Raw genomic sequence first — 23261 nt, 5'->3', positions numbered from 1 at the left:
TTAATTTGAATCATAAAGTATTAAACAGTTTGATATGTAAGGACCGGGTTATTTTTTTGATTCTTTAACCATTGCGTAAACACTAATAATTTCCATATTTGAGGGAAGCGGTTCCACTTACCATCCATATGTTCATTTATCATCATTAATGCCTTTGTTGCATCAACGCCGGGAATGTTTTTTAATTCGCTTAATGATAATTGATCAAGAACATAATCTTTTAATTCATTTCTAAACCAAAACTGCAGCGGTATTGTAAAGCCAGATTTTGGCCTGGCGAAAAATTTAGCTGGAACATACTGGTATAGTATATCCTTTAAAATCCTTTTTTGTGATTTATATTGAAACTTATAGCTATCTGGCAGATTCTGAGCAAAAGTAACCACCCGGTGATCCATAAGCGGCGCCCTGGCCTCTACTGCAAATGCCATAGAGGCACGATCTACTTTGGTATTAATATCGCCATTTAGGTATGTTTTAATGTCAAAAGTTGACATTTTTTGTAATATACTCGTTGATTTTGATGACCAGATATCCATAAAAGGCACATCTAAGCCCGCGTTTGGTTGTTTGAGCCATGAATACTCAAGGCCACCAAGCATTAATCCATACAGTGTGCTTATTTGGGAATTACAGAGCCCTAACGCGATAAGTTGGTGTCGATAATTTGGTGAAACTCTTAAAATTGTCGCTATTGTCTTTCTTAGTGGCAATGGATAATTAAACAAGTAATTTACAAGGTTTAACCACTTATATCTGCCGTAACCCATAAAGCTTTCATCCCCACCATCGCCACTCAAAGCTACAGTAACATATTTTTTTGTGTATTTACTCAACAACAAAGTTGGTATAGCGCTTGAGTCGGCAAATGGTTCATCATAATATGTTCCAAAATCTTCAATCAAATCCATCCCCTCTTTTGGGTTACATTCAATTATGTGGTGATCTGTTTTAAGGTGTTTAGCTATATTGGCTGAAAATACGCTTTCATCAAAACCTTTCTGGTTAAATTTTATGCAAAAGGTTTTTACGTTTTCGTTATTTTGAGCTGCAAGGGCTGTAACAAGTGAAGAATCAACGCCCCCTGAAAGAAAGACCCCCAAATTTACATCTGCATGCATCCTGATATCTACCGCATTTGTTAACAATAATTCGAGTTCTGTTTTAGCTTCAGAATATGTTCCCTCATATTTGTTTGTATAGGCAAGATCAAGATCCCAGTATTTTGTTGTTTGAAATTTCCCTGTATCACTATTGAAAGTGAATGTATAACCGGCCTCAAGTTTTTTGACCTCTTTCCAGGCCGATTTGGGTTCTGGTACATATCCCCAGATAAAATATTCATTTATTGCCCCTTCATCAAGGTTTACATTTCGACCGATATTTATTTGTGCTGGCTGACTGGCAAATTCAAAATCGAGGCCGTTATGGATATAATAAAAAGGTTTTTTTCCAAGCCTGTCCCTTGCTCCAAAAAATTGCCGATTTTTGGTATTATAAATTGCAAAGGCAAACATGCCATTAAAGTGATAAACACAACGTTCGCCGTATTCAAGATATGCTGCTGCAAGTACCTCTGTATCTGAATCTGTATTAAACGAATAACCTAAGGTGATCAGCTTCGTTTTTATTTCTTTGTAATTATATATTTCTCCGTTAAATACAACCACCAGGTGTTTATAGGCGAATGGCTGATCTGAGCGATGATCCAAATCAACAATCGCAAGGCGATTATGGCCTAAGATGACAGATCCTACGCGTTCAAAACCTGAATAATCAGGGCCGCGAAACTGTACTCTTGTTAATTTTGCCCGTATTACTTCGTCGGGATAATTAACTGTTGATCCATATATTCCGCACATAAAATGAAAGTTTTTAAAGAAGTTAATATTTATGTTATCTCAATAGAAGCGTTTCATATGCCTGCCCTATTTTATCCAATGCGAACCGGTTTATTATATCGGCTTTAATTTTATCATGCTCCCATGTTTGATTGCATGCACGGATAATTTGTCTTTTTAACTTAACTACATCATTTTGTTCGGCAACAAAACCATTAAAACCTTCCTTAATTAATTCATCAACGCCGCCAACTCTAAAGGTTACTACCGGTACTCCTACAGATAGTGATTCAAGTACAACATTTGGAAATCCTTCGGTAAACGAACTCAAAACCAATAAATCATGTTGAGATATTTTTAAAGCAACATTATTTATATTGCCGGTAAAAAACACTCTGCTTTCCAAATCATTGGTGCTCACTTGTGCCTTCAGAACATTCATCAGCGGGCCATCACCAATAATTGTTAAAACATAATTTTGAGGTAATGATTTTATAACGTCCAACAATCTAAACAACCCTTTTTCCCTTGAAAGACGACTAACAACAACTAATCGTTTTAAACCAGATATACTTCGATGATCTTTTAAAATACAGGATTGATTAACCGGGTTATGAATAACTATTAACTTACCCAGGCTAATGGAATACAGTTTGGCAATTGACTGGCGCATTTCTTCTGACTGGCAGACAATAAAATCAAACTTGAAAAATAAGAATTTGCTAAAAAAATTAAAGAACCGAGCCTTAAAACCATAAAACTCTCTCATTTGCTTAGGGTTATTAGATGCCCTTGCTATTAAATGGGGTAGCTTTATAAAACAAGCTATCATTGCTATTAATATATTAATATGATCTGTTGTTGAAAAAACAGCATAGGGTTTTTCAACTTTAAAAAGGTTATATAGCTTAAAAAATGACCTGGAGGCTCTTATTGTTTTAAGATCAATAAATTTAACACCCTCTATATCAGTTGAATAACAACGATTGCTACCATTTAAAAAAACGACAGATACGTCATACTCTTCTTTGTTAAAATATTGTGAAAGCAGCCAATAAACGCGCTCGGATCCACCAGCTCCAAGAGAGCCAACAATCAGAAATAACTTCTTTTTCATAATAACAAAATGATAAGGTTAAAGTATTCTTAAGGTCTTGATTCTATAATATCTATGGTATCTTTTTGAGGCTGGTAGATATTATTATATTGAAGTATAGCAAAATACAGAAATATTGTAGGCCCATCAACACTCATCAGCCATCCATTATGTGATAGCGCATTAAGCGAAACCGCGATAAAGGCGAAAAACAGGGCCAAATACAAAGCATTGTTTTTATAACGGATATTTTTTATTGTTTGAAAAAACAGCCGGGCTACCCTGTAATAGATAGCGCCTAATAATCCAAGTCCTAAAAACGGCCCCAGGTATGTTATAAACATTAAATATGCATTATGTGAAGATAACCCGAAAGTGAATAATGGGTTTCTATAAGTTACATCATCCCAAGTTTTTCCGTAAAATATAAGGCCAAAGGGATAATCAGCAAAGATTTTAAGATTTTCGGCAGCAAGATTTGCCCGGTTATATTCGTTAGCTTCTTTAGCCTGATTTTTGGATAGGATATTGTTCTTCTCATCCATATTTCCTTTTAACACATAAGTGTAAACCGCAAAACCGATGGCTATAGTGAATACAACAAGAAGCACTGCTTTATAACGGTAATAAATAAATAGAAATATTACAACAGCTCCGCCAAAACTTACAAATGCAGACCGATTCATGCCCAGGTATATGCAAATAAGGCAAGCACCAAGCACAAGTGCTTTTAGTATTATATTTTGTTTGAATGTGCATGCCGCAACAAAAACAAAAACAGTAAAGGCAGCAACCTGGTATCCAAAAGTAAACTGGGTTATTGACAACCCCGATGGTGCTTGCTTAACTTGCTCATCGAGCATTCTACTTCTTAAAGGGTCAATTATGGACGAATAGCTATGATCTAAAACCATAATTACCATGGAGAGCATCAACAGGGCAAAAAAAATATACACTGATACATTAAAACGCTGTTTACTTAAGCCAATGAAATAATTAAAATATATAGCGCATGTTCCTATGGTTACGAAAACCGCAAAAAAAGCTTTGTAATCTCCCATTCCAACTATAAAATATAAGAATAGAGATATGGCGAATACCACCATTTCATAGTAGTAACTGAATTTTTGTACTGGTTTTTGCAGAAAAAAAATCAATAACAAACAAAATATAAGGGGTGCAGGTATCCTTAATAAATCTGTCATAAAAATGCCAAAGGCAAGCGTATACAGGTAGAATACAATAACACCAGTAACAAAAAACTTTTTAAGTAGCATAAACAGTTATGGCTTTATTTAAACAGTTTCTTGAATGTGTAGAAAATTATTTTTGCGTCCATCCAAAAATTACGATTATCTATATATTCCAGGTTTTGACTGATTTTAGAAGGTATTATTTTATTAATATAGAGTTCTTCCGGGTTGATAGAATTTGCAAGTAATTCATTTTCATTGAAGTACTTAATAGAAGCCCAGTCAGTTATTCCAGGTTTAATGCTCAATACTCTAAGCTGATTTTCTGTATATAATTGTACATACTTTTGCACTTCAGGCCGTGGCCCCACAAAACTCATATCGCCAATAAGCACATTAAACAATTGAGGCAATTCATCAAGTTTGTATTTCCTGAGCCAATATCCAACCGGGGTGATCCTGTAATCATTGTAGCCAATTGTTAATAGCCCCATCCTATCGGAATTGAGGTACATGGTTCTGAATTTATAAAGTTTAAATTCAGTTCCATTTTTCCCCACCCTGTTTTGCAAATAGATAACGCCTCCTTTTGAGTTAAGCGAAATAATAATTGCTATTACCAAAAACAAAGGCGTTAGCAGCAATATTATTACGATTGCAAAAACCACATCAAAAAATCTTTTTAAGATCATTTTATTTTTGTGAAACTTTTAAAATCCAACGTTACATTTCAATAGTTATCGACTCCTTTGAATATGCCAATTGCTTATTAACAGCGCCTACTACTGTTTCTATAATAAAATCTACCTCACTATTATTCAATTGCGGATAAATGGGCAGTGAAATTTCGTGGGCATATTGCAAATAAGCAGAGGGGTAATCGTTAATCTGGTAGCCTAAACTTTTAAATAGTGTTAGCATTGGTAAGGGTATAAAATGAACATTAACTGCCACACCTTTACTTGTAATATCATCAATGATCTTGTCTCGTTGAACCTCTGATATACCCCTAATTCTTAATGCAAACACATGGTATGATGATTCGCGAGCCTCATCTATTAATGGGGGAGCTATAAACCAACTCATTTTTTTAAAGCCTTTACAATACTTTAACGCAATAAGTTTTCGAAGCGGAAGAAGTTCAGGTAAATACTTCCTGATTTGTGCTAATCCAATTGCGGCGCAGATATCTGGCATGTTAATTTTTAATCCCTGGAAAAGAATATCGTATTTCCATCCGCCACCAATTGATTTTGCAAAAGCATCTTTTGTTTGTCCGTTTAAAGTGTACATTTTTAAATAGCGATACTCTGCAGCTACATCAAAATTTGGAGGCAGGTTTAAACATATACACCCGCCTTCTGCTGTTGTTATATTTTTAACCGCATGGAAAGAAAATATGGCAATGTCGCTTTTTTTTGCAGCCGCAACACCATTTATTGTTGCGCCCAGCGAGTGAGCTGCATCTGCAATTAAAAGTATCCTGCCCAAGGCTCTTTGTTTCTCAGAGTTGGCTATAAACAGATCGTTAATTTCGGGCCGGCAGATAACCTCATTCAGTTGTTCATAATCACAAGGCCATCCGGCAAAATCAACAGCAATAATTGCTTTTGTTTTGGAAGTAATAGCATTGAGCACTGCCTGCGGTGATATGCAGAAATCGTCATCAACATCAACAATAACCGGCACAGCACCGCAATGCAATACACACATGGCCGTAGCGCAGTAAGTATAAGCTGGTATAATAACCTCATCTCCTTCCTTTATTCCAAACCATTTCAGCATCAGTATAGCTCCAGATGTCCACGAATTAACACATATGGCTGCATCTGATGATGTAAATTGTACCATTTCATTTTCAAGCGCTACAACCTTTGGCCCGGTAGTAAGCCATTTTGAATTAAGCGTATCAACAACTTCATTAATTACAGATTGATCAATATAAGGTGGAGAAAATGGAATTTTCATTGTGTTATGTTAAATAAATAAAAAATTGAATTGGATTATTTAAATGAATGTAAACGGGGCAGCTAAAGATTCAAAAATGGTTAGGCCGGTATTTTTTCAAAGAAGGATATGATATCATTAATAAAATCGCGCCCAAGGCGTTTGTAAATGCAATATTTTTCCATGAGGTTGTCTTTCCATGTGAAATTGCCAAATGATAAATCATCGAGAGAGACAAAATTTTCATGATAGATAGCTAAAAAGATTTCGAGCTCATGAAAAGTTTTATTACTACAAGTTTCCGGATGATAATTAAAAGTCCATGTGTTTTTAGTTTTAGGTTCAACCTCCGACAACTGTACCGGGATCCAATTGAAACCAAATCTTATATAAGGAGATTTTAACAAACCATCGCTTATGATTTTTATATCGGTATATTTATTTAGGGCCAAAAGTGTATTACGATCAAATGTATGCGCAGGAGCAATAAACAATGATGAGTGAATACCTTCTCTTTTAAAAATGGCGGCAGCGGCTTTTATTTTTTCTTCCTGGATATGAAATGGCAACCCAGCAAATTCTGATCTTTTGTTGATCTTAAGTAATCCCGAATTATGGTTTACATAGCAATGGTCAAATCCGTGCATACCTATTATATAGCCTTTCTTTTGAAGATCACGAACCAGTTGCCAGTAATTAGGGTTTAAATCACCACAGATTTTTAATTTAGGATCCTGATTATCCGGGATCACAGCGATTATGGGTTTTATATTATACTTGTCAAACAAGTTAAAGAAACGCTCCCATTTTGCTAAATCATTTGTTGGACACAAATCATCTAAACGAATTAAATACTGTAGCATATTAATAAAATTAATGTAAGTTAATGTCGATCAGAACTTTAGGTATGTACACAGGCGGATCATCTATATTACTCATAACCAAATTCTCCCAATCTTTAAATATTTTTTCAGGATTATTGGTGTTGATAATATTTCTTGCCTCTATACCAAGGCTATTTTTTAATAATGAATTGTTAACTAAATCCTTGATAGCTGCTGTTAAGCCGAAAATTGATTCCTTTTGTACTAAAATACCGTTTACATCATTTGTAATAATTTCTGAAGGCCCAAAATCACAATCAAAAGCAATACATGGGCATCCAAAACTCATTGCCTCCACCAATGCATTGGGGTACCCCTCGTTTCTTGATGGTAAAACAAATATTTCTGCCTGGCTGTAATAATCCTGCAGGTTGGTTTTTGAACCTGGCAGTATAACTTTTTCAGTCAACTCCATATTATGAATCTGGCAAACAAGGTTAACCCTTTCCTCTCCTTCTCCAATTATAAGTAAGTCTACATCATCTAAATTTGCATTACTATAAGCTGTAATCAGCATATCAAAGCCTTTAACACGTGTTAACCGGCCCACTGCTAAAATAAATCTTCTATTATGTACACTGTTGGTTGAACCCGACTTAAATGCGGTAACAGCATTTGTAATTCTGTGTATATTGGTAAGTTTTTTAAATGATTTATTTTCAAGTAAACAATCTTCAACTCCTTTGGCGCTAACTACAACAGCTGCAGCCTTTTTATAAATACTTGCTGCCAAGTGCTTATGAAAATAACTGAATTGGTTTACACTGCGGCTTGGCGACGTTCTCTCAGAAACGATATAGGGTGTACGTGTAAAGTTACACGCAATGCCAGTCCAGATATTTGCCGAAGTAATAAATGATATAACGCAAACGGGTTTCTCTTTCCGAAGCAATGTTACCAATCTATAAAAAGTTTTTCCTATGTATAAAACCCTGTACCCCAACAAATTTTTATGGCGTTTTAATATAAACACCACTTTTACGCCAGGATCAATTGCATAAGCCGGTATATCGTCATTTAAAGAAATAATTACAGATTGAAAATCTAATTGATTAAAATGGTTAGCCAGGGATATTAATACCCTTTCGGCCCCCCCGCCCATTAATGAGGGTATTACAAAGAATAGCCGGGGCTTTTCGTGCAAAGCTGAGTTTTTTTTCATAACTGTTTTGTAGCTTTTAATTATAGGCTTAAAGCAAATATTTAACAGTTTGATATGCTTTGCGTACTTGCATATTACGCAACTCAAATAATAAATATCTTCTTATATAAAGCAGCAACAATTTTTTTCTTTGAAATGCAGGGTATGTAAAATATTTAATAATCAGGTTAAAATCACTTATCATTCTTTCCGTTCTTACCTTTGTATTGATCATACTCCATATTCCACCTTCATGATTTCGGTAACAGCTCATTATCTCAGGCATAACATAAATTTTTTGGCCTGTAAGGTGGGTAGCATAGAGTTTAAAAATTTTATCCCCGGCATAACAATTAAAAAACCACGGGTTTAAAAATAATTTATATAGATCAGGTAAGTTTCGATATAAAACGGTAGCAGTTTTTGTTTCCTCCTGCTTACCGGCCAGTAGATCATAGTAAGTATGTATTAAAGGTATTGGATTAGGATTTTCATAAAGCGTTTTATTGAGGGCATTTACAACCCGCGTATAATGGCAGCATATTATATAATCGAGGTTGCTTTCTAAAAAAGAAACTTGTTTTTGTAATTTATAGTTATCGGTCCAATAATCATCACCCTCACAAAGCGCTATATATTTTCCTTTACATAATTTAGTACAATTAATTAAATTATAATGAATACCCAAATTTTGGGGAGACGAAACAATTTTTATTTTATCAGGGTATTTAGCGGAAAACAGCTTAACAATTTCAAGGGTGTTATCGGTAGAACAGTCATTACCTACTATAATTTCAAACTTAAAGTTTGTTTGTTGTAGCATGAAACTGTTTAGGGCCTGGGAAATAAACTTTTCATGGTTATAAGTGATGCAGCAAATGCTGACCATTATTTCAGCATCATTCATATAGTGCCATTTTTTTCGTTGATCTCCAATTCAATTTTATCGGCTATTGCACTCCCAAAATGATTTTTTTTGTGCTGACCTTTATCGTCAAAATTCTGAACCCTAAGCAGTAACCGGCAAATAAGATCAAGATCTGGCAATGTTAATGTATGATATAAAGGAAGGCATACAATCCTGGAAGCAATAGAGTCACAAACAGGCATTTCCACCTTGTTTACATATGGTAGGCTTGATAGTGATGGATAAAAATACCGGCGGCAATATATTTGTGCCAACTCCAGCTTGGCTTTACTTTCATTCATCAAATCCTCGGTGTTAAAAAGCACAGGAAAATATGCATAGTTGTAATCTTGTTTATTTTCCAGCTTCTGAAATTTCACATCGAGGTTACTCAAACGCAGCATATATTGTTCTGATAAATACTTCCTCTTTTTTAGTATTTCATCAGCATGGCGCAGGTTGCACAGCCCCATAGCAGCATGAAATTCGCAATTTTTAGCATTTATGCCTGCTTCAGAAAAACTATCTACCCCAGAATAGCCAAAATTGCGCATCAACGCCATTTTCCTTAGAAGCTCCGGATCCTGTGTAAATACAGCTCCCCCTTCTATCGTATGAAATAATTTGGTTGAATGAAAGCTGGTGGTACTAATATCTCCGTATTCAAACACCGACCTATTGTTGTAAAAAGTACCAAAACAATGAGCAGCATCGTAGATAACCTTTAATCCATACTTATCGGCAATTTTTTGTATGGCTGTAATATCGCAGGGGTTTCCAAAAACATGTGTTGCCAGTATAGCCGAGGTTTTTGGCGTAATAGCTGCTTCTATTTTAGCCGGATCAATATTAAACGTTTCAGGATCTATATCTGTAAATACAGGTGTACACCCTTGCCATACTATACTACTTGTTGTTGCCACAAATGAAAAGGGCGTGGTGATAATTTCACCGCTTAAATTAAGCGCCCTAATAGCCAATTGTAAGGCTACCGTTCCATTTGAAACAAATAATAAGTGATTAACTCCTAAGTATTCTTTTAATTTTAGTTCAAGCGTATTTACCAAAGGGCCATTATTTGTAAGCCATTGTCTTTCCCAAATACTCTTGACATAATTATCGAATTCAGTTTCTGCAGGCAGAAAAGGTTTGGTTACAGGTATCATTTTTTTAGGATTAATTGGTTAAAATCTTTAATTGCAGACAGCTTTACTAAAAGGCCAGCGCCATAATAAACTCCAAAATAAAATATGCTTATTATGCCAATTTGCATAAACGCGGGGATATAAAGATTAATTAATAGGATATTAAGCAGGTAACAACTAACACCTATGGTGCTTGATATTGCCAGGATAGGAAATATATCTTCAATTTGCTCCTTTACTGGATATGAAATTAACCGGCCACTGTACATTGAGTTGATATAGTACGCTACGAAATTGAAGAACAACTGAAAATATAACAAACCATATATCCCAAATGGAATAAATATTAGAATACCTATTACACTTATCGCCTTTTTTATAACTTCTAATTTTAAAAACAATGAGGCTTTACCCATTACTTTTAAAATATTTAAGTTGTATGAATGCAGCGGATACATTATTCCACAAATACATAAGATTTGAAAATAGGGAACCGCAGGTAACCACTTATCAGTAAGTAAAATATGAAACAACGGTTGCGCTATTACACAAAGAAAAGTTAAAGCCGGAGCGTTCCAGAAAATAACTTGTTGCATTAACTTCTTATAAACATTTTTTAACTGTACCGGATCATGTGCTATCTCGGCAAACATTGGATACGTAACCTTATTAATGGCTGCCGATATATTGCTTATAGGCAATTGACTAATGCTATCAGCGCGGGAATAAAAACCAAGCTGTGCTGCTGAGAAATATTTTCCGATGATAATTAAATAAAGGTTTTGATATATGGTATCTATAAGCCCAGACACCGTCATTTTGTAACCAAAATTAATGTGCTTTTTAAAAATCTCTTTATCAAATATCAACCCAGGTCGCCAGGATGAGTAAACCCAGTGAAAAGCTGTTGATAAAAATGAGTTACATAATCCCATCCATACCAGGGCCCATACACCATATCCTAGTTTTGCAAGCACAATACCCAAAATTCCACCTCCAATAGCTGCAGGTACCTGGATATTAGTTTGAAGTTTAAACTTCATATCCTTTATTAGTAAAGTGCTTTGTACTCCAAAAAATGCGTTTATAATTAAAATAAGACCATAAACGCGCACAACTGCCTTTAATATTGGTTGATTATAAAAATCTGAGATTAATGGAGCAAACAAAAAAAGTAACGCATATAACAGGGTACTACCGGCCAGGTTAAAATAAAATACCGTTGAGAAATCCCTATGATCTGCATTTGGCGTGCGGATTAACGAAGCCGTTAAGCCACTATCCAACAAGGAGTTTCCAATTGCTATAAAAATAGACAGCATGGCAATCAAACCAAATTGTGATGGCTCCAGGATACGCGCAAGGAAGATAGATATACCAAACCCCACCACCTTTGAGCTAATTTGTTGCGACAAAGACCACAATATGCCCGAAACAGCTCTTTCTTTATAATTCATATGGTTTTTACAAGCGGGCGTTTACAATGTTATCAGGTAAAAATGCTTTCAAATCATAAAGCACCGTATGTGGTTTACAAAGATCCTTAAGGTTCATCTCTTTAAATTCATCGTGGGCAACGGCAAGTAAAATTCCGTCATAGGTCCTTTCTTTGGATTCTCCGTTTTCACATATTACGCCATATGCACGTTTCGCTTGTTCGGCATTAGCCCAGGGATCATGGATGTGCACCTTCACTTTATACTCTTCCAGGCGCCGAACAATGTCTATTACACGTGTATTCCTAACATCCGGGCAATTTTCCTTGAAGGTAAAACCAAGCACCAATACTTCAGCATTGATCAAAGATGTACCCCTGCAGGTTATTTGCTTTATAAACTGATCTGCAACATATGCCCCCATGGAATCATTTATACGACGACCTGCCAAAATAATTTCCGGGTGATAGCCTGCCTCCTGTGCCTTTTGTGCCAGGTAATAAGGGTCAACACCGATGCAATGCCCCCCAACAAGTCCTGGCCTAAAATTTAAAAAGTTCCATTTTGTACCAGCGGCCTCCAATACCTTATGCGTATCAATTCCGAGCCTATTAAATATCATCGCAAGCTCATTTACGAATGCAATATTGATATCCCGCTGTGCATTTTCTATAACTTTTGCCGCCTCAGCAACTTTTATTGAATCTGCTTTAAATGTACCGGCTGTTATTACAGATTTATAAAGCGCATCTACAATATCTGCAGTCTCAGGTGTTGATCCCGAGGTTATTTTACGAATATTGGCAACAGTGTGGTATTTATCTCCAGGGTTGATCCTTTCAGGCGAATAACCGGCAAAAAAGTCAACGTTAAACCGGAGGTTAGAGGCTTTTTCCAATACAGGCATACATTCATCCTCCGTAACTCCAGGATAAACAGTTGATTCATAAACAACTATATCTCCCTTTTTTAATACTTTACCAATTAACAGGCTGGCATTTATTAAGGGGCTTAAATCCGGTCGATTATTTTTATCAACTGGGGTAGGAACTGTTACGATATACACAGAGCAGGCTCTTAACTTTTCAATCTCATCGGTAAAATATAAACCCACCGGAGTTGTACAAACCGGCGTAGTTACTGCCTGCAATTGCTCTTCACTAATTTCAAGGGTATGATCAACGCCTTGCCGAAGTTGATTGATCCGGTTTATATTAATATCGAACCCAAATACTTTGTATTTTTTTGCAAATTCAACAGCCAATGGCAAGCCCACATAGCCAAGGCCTATAATTCCGATTTTAGGTTTAGAATGTTCAATTTTCATGATTATTGTTTAAGTCTTGAATTGTTAAATTTTGAAGGGCCACACGCGTTACCAATGCACAATTGATAGTGTCAAATACCATTAGTACATTTTTGCCTTGTATTTGAATTACCTTACCCAGCTGATTTGTAAGTGCCCCATTTTTTATTTTCACGGTATCGCCTACTGCTACACCCTGCAGGTTCACGATTTCCAAATCTTTATAATTGGCCAGGTTAATTTTTATTTCTTCAATAATGCTGTTCCTAACAACAGCAGGTTTGCCCATGTAATAAACATAACCCATAACACCCAATGTGTAAAGAACATCGGCCTGGTCATATAAATCAACATTAACAAATATGTAAGAGTTAAATAGAGGAAGGCTTACCTCCTTTTTTCGATCGGCCCATTGATTTACCACCTCCCTTAGCGGGCAATAAGATTCAATACCCCGTTGCTTTAAAAGTTTGTCAACCTTTTTTTCCCATCTGGGTCTTGTATATATAACAAGCCATTTCTTTTCATGCAAGTTTAACATGGGATTTTTGATTAAATTTAATTGAGGTTCCATAAAAAGTGTTTTAGCTGACTATTTTATATGATCATTTTATGGCTTCGCCATCTCACTTACATAATGTAATTGGGGAGTATTTACTTACTTCTTTTAAAAGAAGCTTAAAAAGGAGGTAATGAATGAAAATGTATTTACAAACAGTTCTTTATAACACAACAACACTGGTAATCTGGTGCCTATATAAGCATATATGGCTTCGCCACTCCACTTACATGGCTTTTATTCTTAAAAAAACTTATTTTATTTTGTAACAGAAGGTATTCTCTTGACAGTTTATGGCTTCGCCATCTCACTTACATAGCGCTTTATTGAAGTACAAACCATCAAATAGTATCACACCGAATAACACATTCACTCCTGTGCTATTAAGCTTGCACAATTAAAAATTATTATAAACCTAAGAGCCATACACAGGTGCATATCCATAACCGCCATAAGTATATGCTGCGCGGTTCTCTCTTTTTGCATCGTTAAATACAACCATTAGGTTTTTTAATTTCTCGTTATCATAAATATCCCTTAGGATATCTAATTGCTCTGTACTTGTATAATTGTAACGTACAATGAAAATGCTCAAATCTGCATATTTAGCCAGGCCGAAGGCATCAGAAACCGCGCCTACGGGTGATGTATCAATGATGATATAATCAAATTGAGTATTACACCAGTTAAAAAGTAAATCAATGCGATGATCCAATAGTAGCTCAGCCGGATTTTTTGGCATTCTTCCGCATCCTAAGACAAACAAATTTCCTGACTCACCATACGGCTGTATACAATCCAATAATGAATCGGTATCTCCTTCAAGAAAATCTGTGATACCCATTTTTTGTTCAATTCCAACTGATTTAAGCAAATCTGGTTTGCGCAAATCAAACTCCATGATTAACACTTTTTTATTCATTAGCGAAAGGGTCAGTGCTAAGTTGATACTAAAGAAAGTTTTACCCTCTCCTTTCATACATGAGGTAACCAGGATGTTTTTTTGTGGTAGTCCCTGGTTCAATATCCCCAAGTTGCTACGGATATATCTAAACAATTCTGAAATAACTGTTGTGCTCCCTTTATGTATAGCCACCGGGCTTTGAAGTTGATCGTTATGACACAGTTCCCCTAATACTCTTACCCCTTTTATGTTTAATAAATTGGATGTATTTCTGACTTTTGAGTTTAGTTTTTGCGACATAAAAATTGAGAAACCCGGAACCAACAGCCCAACAATGCTACCAATCAAATACATCAGCTGTTGCTTAGGAAATTCTGGAATTGGGTCATATGCCGGCTTATCAATTATCTGCGCTGATGGAATTGTTGCAGACAGAGATAAGGCTGTCTCTTCTCTTTTCTGTAATAAGTATTGGTATAGGTTAGTTTTCACGCTTTGTTCTCTGCCCCGTTGCAAAAGACCTCTTTCAAGTGTTGGCACTGAACGTATCTTAGAGTCATACTCCGCCGAGTTTTGTTTAAGGAGTTTATGCCCAATTACAAACCCTTTTTTAATGTTACTTAAGTTCTCCTTTATGTTTTCGCGCAGGCTTGCTATCTGACTGCTTAAATTTTGAATTAAGGGATTGCTGAGGTTTGCACTGTTCAACATCCTGTTTCTTTCAATCTGAAGATCGTTAAAACGGCTTACCAATGTGTTCAAAACCGGATCCTTAAGCCCCATTGTACTTGGTATAGCGTTGTATTGGTTACCAGGTTGGTTTAAATAGGATTCTATAGATTTTACAATACCTAATTCCGTGCTTGACTCTTCAAGCAATTGAGTATACTCCGCAGACTTTGTTAAATTAACTTGTGTGCCTGCGCCTATCTCAGAAGCGCCATTTTGTTGTTTATATGCTTCTATATCTCCTTCCGTAGAAGACAGATCTTGTTCCATTGTCTTAAGCCTTTTATCAATGAACACGATGGTATTAACAGCTATAATATTTTTTTTCTGTACGTTTTCGGCATTGTACGTGTTAATCATATTAGTTAAAATATCAATGCCTCTTTGTGGCACCGCATCAACAATACTTAATATCACGGTATTTGACTCTTTGATAACAGGGTTCACCTGCAATAGACCTGCACTGTAGGCAGCTGCCAATTTTCTTATATTTTTAAACTTGATAGATACAATCGGCTCGCCTGTAAAATTAGCCGGCCCTTTATCTACTTTAAATACATAATCAGCATGTTGAATCATCTGGCCATATCTGTATATCCAGCTCATTTTACCTTCTGTAAGTAAAAATGTTGTATGTGAATATGTTTGAAGCTGAAGCTTTTTCAGATATGCATTTTTACTTATTTTATTTACTGTTACAATAAATGGCAGTTCATCTCCATACAATTCATCCGTTTTATACCCACTCTCATCAAAATAAGCAACTTCCAGGTTTAGCTTTTTAAATACGCTATATATTAAATCCTTTGAGCGCAAAACTTCCATTTCATTATCCACGGTTTTAGTTTCCTGGAACATATTAAGGTCGCTAAAAGCAGTAGCCTTAAGCAGGCTCCCGTCGCCTTTCTTATCGTCTGGAATTTGAAGGGTGCTTGTGATCTTGTACAGAGGTGTAACATAATTTAAATACAACCACACGGCTAATAAACTGATCAACAAACCTGCAACAAGCCAATACCAGCGTTTTATATAAGGCATGGCATTATCCATAAAGCTATTACCAGGTAAGGATTGTTTTAAAGTAAAATTCGCGTCCATGTTAACGATCTTTAACATTATGAAACAGTTATATATTTATCTTTTTAAAAGTACTGCAGCCAAAACCGCAAGCGCAGAAATAGAGGCTATAACAACAGGCAATAACCGCGTATTTTGACTATATTCTACGGCTTTTGATCTATCTGGCTCTACATAAACTATATCATTTTGCTTTAGGTTGAAATAGGGTGAATTCATTGACTCCAGCTTATTAAGATTTAGCCTTGTCATTGATTTATTGCCCCCCTCATTACGTATAATCAAAACATTTTCTCTTTTACCGTACACGGTCATGTCTCCGGCAAGCCCCAGGGCCTCTAATAAGTTTACCTTTTCATCGCTTATAATAAAAGTTGATGGTTTATTAACTTCCCCAATCACCGTTACTTTAAAATTGATAAGCCTTACATCTACAACCGGACTTTTAACGTGTTTTTTTAATTCCAGGGCTATTGCGGTTTGTGCTTCTTCAACGTTCATCCCTTCAATTTTAAACTCCCCTATAAGTGGTAATTGAATAGCGCCGTCTGTATTTACTTTATATCCTACCTCTTTGCCCAGTTGAGCATTCGGCATTGAGAAAAGTTTATTAGATTCTTCGCTTAGGCTGTTTACTGATACACTTACAATATCATTTTTATGTATCCGAACTTCTTGTTGTGCTTGTGAATTATTAACAACTGTTGCGTTTGCCATGTTACTAAAATATACGAGATCGCGTCTTGCTGCGCAGCTTGTAATTAACATTAACGGTATTACACAAATAGCTAAAATTACTTTCATGATTATCGGTTTAAAGGAAACAGATTATATTTTCGACCTGTTTTATGAATCAAATTTATCTATTTGAACTCCAATTGAATACCGTTTTTTCCGATTGAAATTAAATTGTAAAATGGTTGTATTCACTTCACATAAAGTGTAAAGTTGCCTATAACATGATTTACAAACCCTGTAAAACAGGGTGTGAAAAGTGGTAATAAAGTTCAAAAAGCTTTGATAAAAGTTCAGAAATTGTGATCTCGGTAACTTTTTTTTTAGGCGAAATTGTGATTTGTATTATCTTTTTTTTAGGCAGAATTGTGATTTGCGTTATCTTTTTTTTTAGAAAAATTGCACTACGATTTTGATATATGAAATACCGAAAAAACGTAAAATCCACGCCACAGGTTAGTAAACGTGAATCTTATTAAATTTTTAAATAAACACAGATGCTGAATGACAGATTCAGACAGAAGATATTTTTAGCAGCAGAGTATGTAGATGAATTAGGGGAAATGAAATACTATAATATAATACATAAAAAAAGCAGGCTTACGCCTGCTAATCTTATTTATTATATATGAACTATTGGTTTGCTACAGTAATTTATTATAAGCCGTAATTGCCGTAAAATGGGTTATAATTTCATTTTACTCAACAGTTACTGATTTTGCAAGATTACGCGGCTGATCAACATTACAACCCCGCATCACAGCTATGTGATACGCCAGTAACTGCAAAGGTATTGTAGCTAAAAGCGGCAAAAAGGCTTCATCAGCATCTGGTATCTCTATGCAATAATCCGCCATTTCCCTTACTTTGGTATCACCCTGCGTCACTATAGCTATCACTATTCCCTTCCTGGCTTTCACCTCCTGTATATTACTTATAACCTTATCATAAGAAGAATTTTTAGTGGCTATAAATACAACCGGCATCGCTTCATCAATTAAAGCAATTGGACCATGCTTCATTTCTGCCGCCGGATACCCCTCAGCATGAATATATGAAATCTCCTTCAATTTCAATGCGCCTTCCAAAGCTACAGGAAACCCGCTCCCACGGCCCAAAAACAGGCAGTTGCTGGCGTTTTTAATTTTAGATGCAATGCTTTTTATCAAATCATTATCAGCTAAAAGGGTTTGAACCTTTTCTGGGATGGTTTCAAGTTCAGTTAATAAACGCGTTAGTTTAGATGATGTAATAGTCCCTTTTTGCTGCGCGATATATAAGGCTAACAATGTTAAAACGGTAACCTGTGCAGTAAAGGCTTTTGTTGAGGCCACGCCAATTTCCGGACCAGCATGGGTGTAAACGCCCGCATGTGTAATTCTTGGAATTGAAGCCCCGACAACATTGCAAATACCCAAAATTGTTGCTCCCCTTTCTTTGGCAATTTCTATCGCAGCCATTGTATCCGCCGTTTCCCCAGATTGCGATATGGCAATTACTATATCATTCTCACTAATAATTGGATTTCGATATCTGAACTCTGACGCGTATTCAACCTCTACAGAAACCCGCCCATACTCTTCAATTAAATATTCGCCTGCTAAACCGGCATGCCAGGATGTACCGCAGGCTATTATTATTATCCGTTCAACATTTTTAAGTTTATCAGCATATTCTTTTACCCCGCCTAACTCAACCTTTCCAATTTCAGGAATGATACGCCCGCGCATACAATCTTTTATTGAACGAGGCTGTTCAAATATCTCTTTTAACATAAAATGCTCAAAACCACCTTTTTCAAGTGATTCAAGTTTCATTTCTAGTTCTTGTATAAGCGGGGTTTGAATTACATTATCCAATCGTTTAACTAAAAGACCATCGCGTTTTACCAATGCTATTTCATTGTCTTTTAGATAGATAACATTTTTGGTATATTCAATTATAGGTGTTGCATCTGAGGCAATAAAATATTCACCCTCACCAACCCCGATAACCAGGGGACTTCCTTTTCGGGCAGCAATTAATTGACCCGGATTTTCCCTATCTAATATAACTATTGCATATGCGCCAATCACCGTATTTAAGGCCAAACGCACTGCCTCCAACAAATCTGTTTGCTCAATATTTTGTATTTCTTCTACCAAATGTATTAAAACCTCGGTATCGGTTTCGCTTTTAAACTTATGCCCGCGGTTTATTAATTCTTCTTTCAGTGTTGAGTAATTTTCAATAATGCCATTGTGAATAATGTGCAGGCGATTATCATTTGAAGCGTGTGGATGCGAATTAAGGTCAGATGGTATACCATGTGTTGCCCATCGGGTATGGCCAATGGCGATATACCCGCTTGTATCCTGGTTTTCAGCATGGGCTTCAAGATAGGATACTTTACCTACTTTTTTATAAACGTTAAAACCCTCATGGTTGATAATCGCAATCCCTGCGCTATCATACCCACGGTACTCTAATCGTTTAAGGCCTTTTATTACAATTGGCCATGCGTCTCTAAATCCGATATAACCTACAATTCCACACATAATTTTGGATTTTAATGATAGATAATCAATAAACATTTATTTACTAAACAAATTTATTTAATTGACTACCAATACACTAGGCGATATTTCGATTGAAGCCCAAATTGTAAATGGCGTCGTTTTTTTACACAAAAACATGTAAAATAGTTCAATCTCCATTTACATATTTTGTATAGTATCTTACTCAAAAGCCTTTTTTTACTGAGATATCAAGCATCTGTAAATGAAGAAACGGCGTGTGATTTCTGCCCATTTTTTGGTCTTTAATACCGGAGGATTAATTAACGGTGATACCTTTATCTATTGCATATTATCGCATCTGCATTAAATTGTCAATAAATCTTTTTCTGCTTCGCAAGTCTCCTCATTTCTTAAGATATTTACCCGCTATAGCACCAGGAAAATTAGTGAATACAGAAACTGCTTACGAGGAAGACGATTTTGAAGGACACACCTACATTATAGATGATATATCTTTTGCAGCTATTACCGAAACCGCAATACTCCAAAGATCGGGCATGGGGATCGACAATCACCCTTCCTCCTATAAACACGTCATTCCTCACTTAATAGAACTAAACCAGGGTACATTTGGCCATGAATATGATGCCGCTAATTTCCCCACAATAACCGTAATTCAACAAAACAACCAGGTGTTACTTACCTGCGGATGCAATGCAAATCATCATAAATTATGTGAATACCAAGCCATGGCACTCACAGCAATCATCAAAAAAAATGATTTCCGCATCTTTTATGATGAACATTTAAGATACGATAAACTAAGAAAGGTAGCCCATGATTATGGCCTGGAAAACGAAACTAATCTCGATGCTTTTTTCGAGCTGACCTACGAGGATAAAAAAACAGAGATCCGCCCCAAATTACCTTCACTTATTCCTGTCACCAAAGAAAGTCTAGACGCATATAGTCAAATGGTACTTGCGCCTTCTATTTCACCTCTTGAGCAATTCACAGATGATACCGACCGAACCATTTGTGTTGTTTTAAAACAGCATAAATATTATAAGTACCTTTTTATTGAGCTTTATAAAGCACAAACAACTAAAGACGGTAAAATAAAAAATCCTTTAACACTCATAAATCCTTTAGATCATATTTGGGAAACTGAGGATCATGAACAGCTAAAGTTTTTTACCGGGGTTAATAAATTCCAAAACCACATCAACAGCAAAAGGTCGTTGGCTGATATACAGGCATTACGGGCCATTGTCAAAAATCCGCTCAAGTATAATTTTTACTGTCACAACAGCGAGGTATCTGATAACATTACGGCTTCTTCTGTAATCCCCGTAAAAGTGGGTGTGCTTCCTCATGATATTAATCTTAATATTAAACCTCAAGGACCTTTTTATGAATTTTCTGGTCAGCTTAAAATCAATGGAATTTCACATCAATTAAAAGACCTAAGCATTAAGTTTAATTATTTTATTTTAGTTAATGACACCCTTTACCTTGCCGATAACGTGCAGTTATTAGGTATCATTGACCTGATGCGGAAACGTCCGGAAAACCTGCTTATCCATCACTCTAAATACAAAGAGTTTAAAACTCATTTGCTAATCAAACTTGAGGATAGGATAAGTATTGCCTACCAGCATGTTAAACCGGCTACTGCCGTTCAGTTAAAACAACAAGGATTTACCAATGAAACTGAACAGATCATTTATCTTTCGGATTTTGGAAGCCATGTAATGATTATTCCCGTAATGCGCTATGGTGAGGCCGAAATACCTGTGCGGACAAAGCGTACAATCCATGGGGTTGATCATAAAGGCAATGAGTTTATTGTTGAGCGGGATAACGAAGCAGAAATTGAGTTGACCGCCCTGCTTATCAAACAACATCCCTACTTTGCCGAGCAGCTGGATAATGACCTGCATTATTTTTATCTGCATAAAAGGCATTTTTTACAGGAAGAATGGTTTTTAAATGTATTTGAAGATTGGAAAAAGCATCATATTACAGTTTTAGGGTTTAATGAACTGGAAGGGAATAAACTAAACCCTAATAAAGTAAATATCACCATAAGGGTGCTAAGTGGCATCAATTGGTTCAATACCGAAATAGGTGTTAGGTTTGGCAATAAGAAAACTACTTTAAAGCGTGTACAGAAAGCAGTGCGTAATAAAAGCAAGTATGTGCAACTGGATGATGGAACATTGGGCATTTTACCTTTAGAATGGATAGAAAAGTTCGCTCAATATTTTAATGCAGGCGAGATAACGGACGAAAACATATTAAGCATCCATAAAATAAACTATACAGCCATTGCCGAATTATTTGATCAGCAGGTTATGGATGAGGAAGTTAAGGCAGAACTAAGAACATACCGCGAAAAACTATTAAATTTTGAAACGATAGCCGATACTGAAGTTCCGCCGGACTTGCACGCTACCCTTCGCCCCTATCAAAAACATGGATTAAACTGGCTTAACTTTTTAGATGATTTTAATTTTGGCGGATGTCTGGCTGATGATATGGGTCTGGGCAAAACCATGCAGATCATCGCTTTTATACTTTTGCAGCGTAAAAAGGCAAATCATAATACTAACCTGCTGGTAGTACCTACTTCGCTTATTTTTAACTGGCAGGCCGAAGTACAGAAATTTGCACCATCTATAAGAGTTCATACCATTTATGGAGCCGACAGGATCAAAAGCATAGATGATTTTTCCCGATATGAAATCATATTAACTTCATACGGAACATTGCTTGCTGACATTGGCTTTTTGAAAAATTATCAGTTTAATTATGTATTCCTTGATGAATCGCAACAGATCAAAAATCCCGATTCGCAACGTTATAAAGCTGCCCGCTTATTAAAATCGCGAAACAGGATTACCATCACCGGCACCCCTATAGAAAACAACACCTTTGATATTTACGGGCAGCTTTCTTTTGCCTGCCCCGGCCTTTTGGGAACCAAGCAATACTTTAAAGATATCTATGCTGTACCCATTGATAAATTTAAAAGCCACAAACGGGCGACAGAACTTCAAAACAAAATAAAGCCTTTTGTTTTAAGACGAACAAAGCAACAAGTAGCTGCCGAATTGCCCGAAAAAACCGAAATGGTATTGTATTGCGAAATGCGGGAACAACAACGCAAAATTTACGACGCCTACGAAAAGGAATTCCGTGAGTTTATATCGGCAACAACCAGTGATGAATTAAGGAAAACGCCAATGAACGTGCTCAAGGGATTAACAAAATTACGGCAGCTTTGTGATTCGCCGTTGTTAATCACCGGTGAAAAGCCGCCAGGTAATGAATCTGCGAAAATTGATATGCTGATTGAGCAGATAGAAAGCAAATTGCCACAGCATAAAATACTGGTATTCTCGCAATTTGTTTCGATGCTTGAATTAATCAAAAAAGAATTAATAACCCGGCAAATTGGCTTTAGCTGGCTTACGGGCAGCACCCGCAACCGCGAAGCCGCAGTAACTGAATTTCAAAATAACCCGGCAGTAGGCGTATTTCTTATCAGCATGAAGGCTGGCGGAACCGGTTTAAATTTAACCGAAGCCGATTATGTTTACATTGTAGACCCATGGTGGAATCCGGCAGTTGAAAACCAGGCCATTGATCGTTCGCACCGTATAGGGCAAAACAAACATGTGGTTGCAGTAAGGATGATTTGTCCGGATACCGTTGAGGAAAAGATTATGCAGATGCAGGAATTTAAAAAGAGTTTGGCAGATAACCTGGTAAATACCGATTCCTCTTTCCTTCAATCACTTTCAAAAACAGATCTGTTGAAAATATTAGGTTAAATCGAAACTCCGCTTTCTTTCTGG

16 protein-coding genes are annotated in these 23261 nt (G+C 36.2%); 1 reads left to right on the top strand and 15 read right to left on the bottom strand.

Annotation, left to right across the window (positions count from 1 at the left end; genetic code table 11):
• Window positions 1-20: 20 nt before the first annotated feature.
• The 15 genes from asnB to glmS form a co-directional block, all read right to left on the bottom strand.
• On the bottom strand, window positions 21-1862 hold the full coding sequence (asnB, locus tag Q0R88_RS06310; protein WP_295713836.1) for an asparagine synthase (glutamine-hydrolyzing): 1842 nt from the start codon (window positions 1860-1862) through the stop codon (window positions 21-23).
• A gap of 34 nt (window positions 1863-1896) precedes the next feature.
• Window positions 1897-2958: a glycosyltransferase gene (locus Q0R88_RS06305; RefSeq protein WP_295713833.1), complete on the bottom strand. Its 1062-nt coding sequence runs from the start codon at window positions 2956-2958 to the stop codon at window positions 1897-1899.
• Between the two features lie 29 nt (window positions 2959-2987).
• Window positions 2988-3998, bottom strand: coding sequence for an O-antigen ligase family protein (locus Q0R88_RS06300; protein WP_295713831.1), 1011 nt, complete (start codon window positions 3996-3998; stop codon window positions 2988-2990).
• A gap of 230 nt (window positions 3999-4228) precedes the next feature.
• On the bottom strand, window positions 4229-4822 hold the full coding sequence (locus tag Q0R88_RS06295; RefSeq protein WP_295713828.1) for a sugar transferase: 594 nt from the start codon (window positions 4820-4822) through the stop codon (window positions 4229-4231).
• A gap of 31 nt (window positions 4823-4853) precedes the next feature.
• Window positions 4854-6098 (bottom strand): DegT/DnrJ/EryC1/StrS family aminotransferase, encoded by a 1245-nt coding sequence (locus Q0R88_RS06290; RefSeq protein ID WP_295713825.1) that lies wholly within the window; start codon window positions 6096-6098, stop codon window positions 4854-4856.
• 80 nt (window positions 6099-6178) lie between these two features.
• Entirely contained in the window at window positions 6179-6940 is a 762-nt protein-coding gene (locus Q0R88_RS06285; protein WP_295713822.1) for a DUF2334 domain-containing protein, read from the bottom strand.
• Window positions 6941-6950: 10 nt separating this feature from the next.
• Window positions 6951-8063, bottom strand: coding sequence for a glycosyltransferase (locus tag Q0R88_RS06280; RefSeq protein ID WP_295713893.1), 1113 nt, complete (start codon window positions 8061-8063; stop codon window positions 6951-6953).
• Between the two features lie 88 nt (window positions 8064-8151).
• Window positions 8152-9009 carry a glycosyltransferase gene (locus Q0R88_RS06275; RefSeq protein ID WP_295713820.1) on the bottom strand — a complete coding sequence of 286 codons (858 nt, stop codon included), beginning with the start codon at window positions 9007-9009 and terminating at the stop codon, window positions 8152-8154.
• The gene (locus tag Q0R88_RS06270) at window positions 9006-10175 is read right to left on the bottom strand and encodes a DegT/DnrJ/EryC1/StrS family aminotransferase (RefSeq protein WP_295713817.1); all 1170 of its coding nucleotides are present in this window, start codon (window positions 10173-10175) and stop codon (window positions 9006-9008) included. Before Q0R88_RS06270 ends, Q0R88_RS06275 begins: the two co-directional genes overlap by 4 nt.
• On the bottom strand, window positions 10172-11611 hold the full coding sequence (locus Q0R88_RS06265) for a lipopolysaccharide biosynthesis protein (RefSeq protein ID WP_295713814.1): 1440 nt from the start codon (window positions 11609-11611) through the stop codon (window positions 10172-10174). Before Q0R88_RS06265 ends, Q0R88_RS06270 begins: the two co-directional genes overlap by 4 nt.
• A gap of 7 nt (window positions 11612-11618) precedes the next feature.
• Entirely contained in the window at window positions 11619-12917 is a 1299-nt protein-coding gene (locus Q0R88_RS06260) for a nucleotide sugar dehydrogenase (protein WP_295713811.1), read from the bottom strand.
• Complete coding sequence (locus Q0R88_RS06255; RefSeq protein ID WP_295713807.1) at window positions 12907-13470, bottom strand: UpxY family transcription antiterminator; 564 nt, start codon at window positions 13468-13470, stop codon at window positions 12907-12909. Before Q0R88_RS06255 ends, Q0R88_RS06260 begins: the two co-directional genes overlap by 11 nt.
• Before the next feature lie 400 nt (window positions 13471-13870).
• Window positions 13871-15925 carry a tyrosine-protein kinase family protein gene (locus Q0R88_RS06250; RefSeq protein WP_295713804.1) on the bottom strand — a complete coding sequence of 685 codons (2055 nt, stop codon included), beginning with the start codon at window positions 15923-15925 and terminating at the stop codon, window positions 13871-13873.
• Between the two features lie 297 nt (window positions 15926-16222).
• Window positions 16223-16969 carry a polysaccharide biosynthesis/export family protein gene (locus Q0R88_RS06245; protein WP_295713801.1) on the bottom strand — a complete coding sequence of 249 codons (747 nt, stop codon included), beginning with the start codon at window positions 16967-16969 and terminating at the stop codon, window positions 16223-16225.
• A gap of 629 nt (window positions 16970-17598) precedes the next feature.
• Window positions 17599-19437, bottom strand: coding sequence for a glutamine--fructose-6-phosphate transaminase (isomerizing) (glmS, locus tag Q0R88_RS06240; protein ID WP_295713798.1), 1839 nt, complete (start codon window positions 19435-19437; stop codon window positions 17599-17601).
• A gap of 407 nt (window positions 19438-19844) precedes the next feature.
• Here glmS and Q0R88_RS06235 point away from each other — a divergent pair, with 407 nt between their 5' ends.
• A complete protein-coding gene (locus Q0R88_RS06235; RefSeq protein ID WP_295713795.1) occupies window positions 19845-23237 on the top strand; it encodes a DEAD/DEAH box helicase in 3393 nt (1130 codons plus the stop codon).
• The last annotated feature ends 24 nt before the right edge of the window (window positions 23238-23261 follow it).

The sequence above is a fragment of the Mucilaginibacter sp. genome, from assembly GCF_025362475.1.
In the GTDB taxonomy this organism is placed as follows: domain Bacteria; phylum Bacteroidota; class Bacteroidia; order Sphingobacteriales; family Sphingobacteriaceae; genus Mucilaginibacter.
This window is presented reverse-complemented; position numbering and strand designations above follow the sequence as displayed.

Excerpts from the sequence above, each read along its gene's own strand:
- asnB (WP_295713836.1), bottom strand. The coding sequence starts at position 1,862 with ATGTGCGGAATATATGGATCAACAGTTAATTATCCCGACGAAGTAATA.
- Q0R88_RS06305 (WP_295713833.1), bottom strand. The coding sequence starts at position 2,958 with ATGAAAAAGAAGTTATTTCTGATTGTTGGCTCTCTTGGAGCTGGTGGA.
- Q0R88_RS06300 (WP_295713831.1), bottom strand. The coding sequence starts at position 3,998 with ATGGGAGATTACAAAGCTTTTTTTGCGGTTTTCGTAACCATAGGAACA.
- Q0R88_RS06295 (WP_295713828.1), bottom strand. The coding sequence starts at position 4,822 with ATGATCTTAAAAAGATTTTTTGATGTGGTTTTTGCAATCGTAATAATA.
- Q0R88_RS06290 (WP_295713825.1), bottom strand. The coding sequence starts at position 6,098 with ATGAAAATTCCATTTTCTCCACCTTATATTGATCAATCTGTAATTAAT.
- Q0R88_RS06285 (WP_295713822.1), bottom strand. The coding sequence starts at position 6,940 with ATGCTACAGTATTTAATTCGTTTAGATGATTTGTGTCCAACAAATGAT.
- Q0R88_RS06280 (WP_295713893.1), bottom strand. The coding sequence starts at position 8,063 with ATGGGCGGGGGGGCCGAAAGGGTATTAATATCCCTGGCTAACCATTTT.
- Q0R88_RS06275 (WP_295713820.1), bottom strand. The coding sequence starts at position 9,009 with ATGAATGATGCTGAAATAATGGTCAGCATTTGCTGCATCACTTATAAC.
- Q0R88_RS06270 (WP_295713817.1), bottom strand. The coding sequence starts at position 10,175 with ATGATACCTGTAACCAAACCTTTTCTGCCTGCAGAAACTGAATTCGAT.
- Q0R88_RS06265 (WP_295713814.1), bottom strand. The coding sequence starts at position 11,611 with ATGAATTATAAAGAAAGAGCTGTTTCGGGCATATTGTGGTCTTTGTCG.
- Q0R88_RS06260 (WP_295713811.1), bottom strand. The coding sequence starts at position 12,917 with ATGAAAATTGAACATTCTAAACCTAAAATCGGAATTATAGGCCTTGGC.
- Q0R88_RS06255 (WP_295713807.1), bottom strand. The coding sequence starts at position 13,470 with ATGGAACCTCAATTAAATTTAATCAAAAATCCCATGTTAAACTTGCAT.
- Q0R88_RS06245 (WP_295713801.1), bottom strand. The coding sequence starts at position 16,969 with ATGAAAGTAATTTTAGCTATTTGTGTAATACCGTTAATGTTAATTACA.
- glmS (WP_295713798.1), bottom strand. The coding sequence starts at position 19,437 with ATGTGTGGAATTGTAGGTTATATCGGATTTAGAGACGCATGGCCAATT.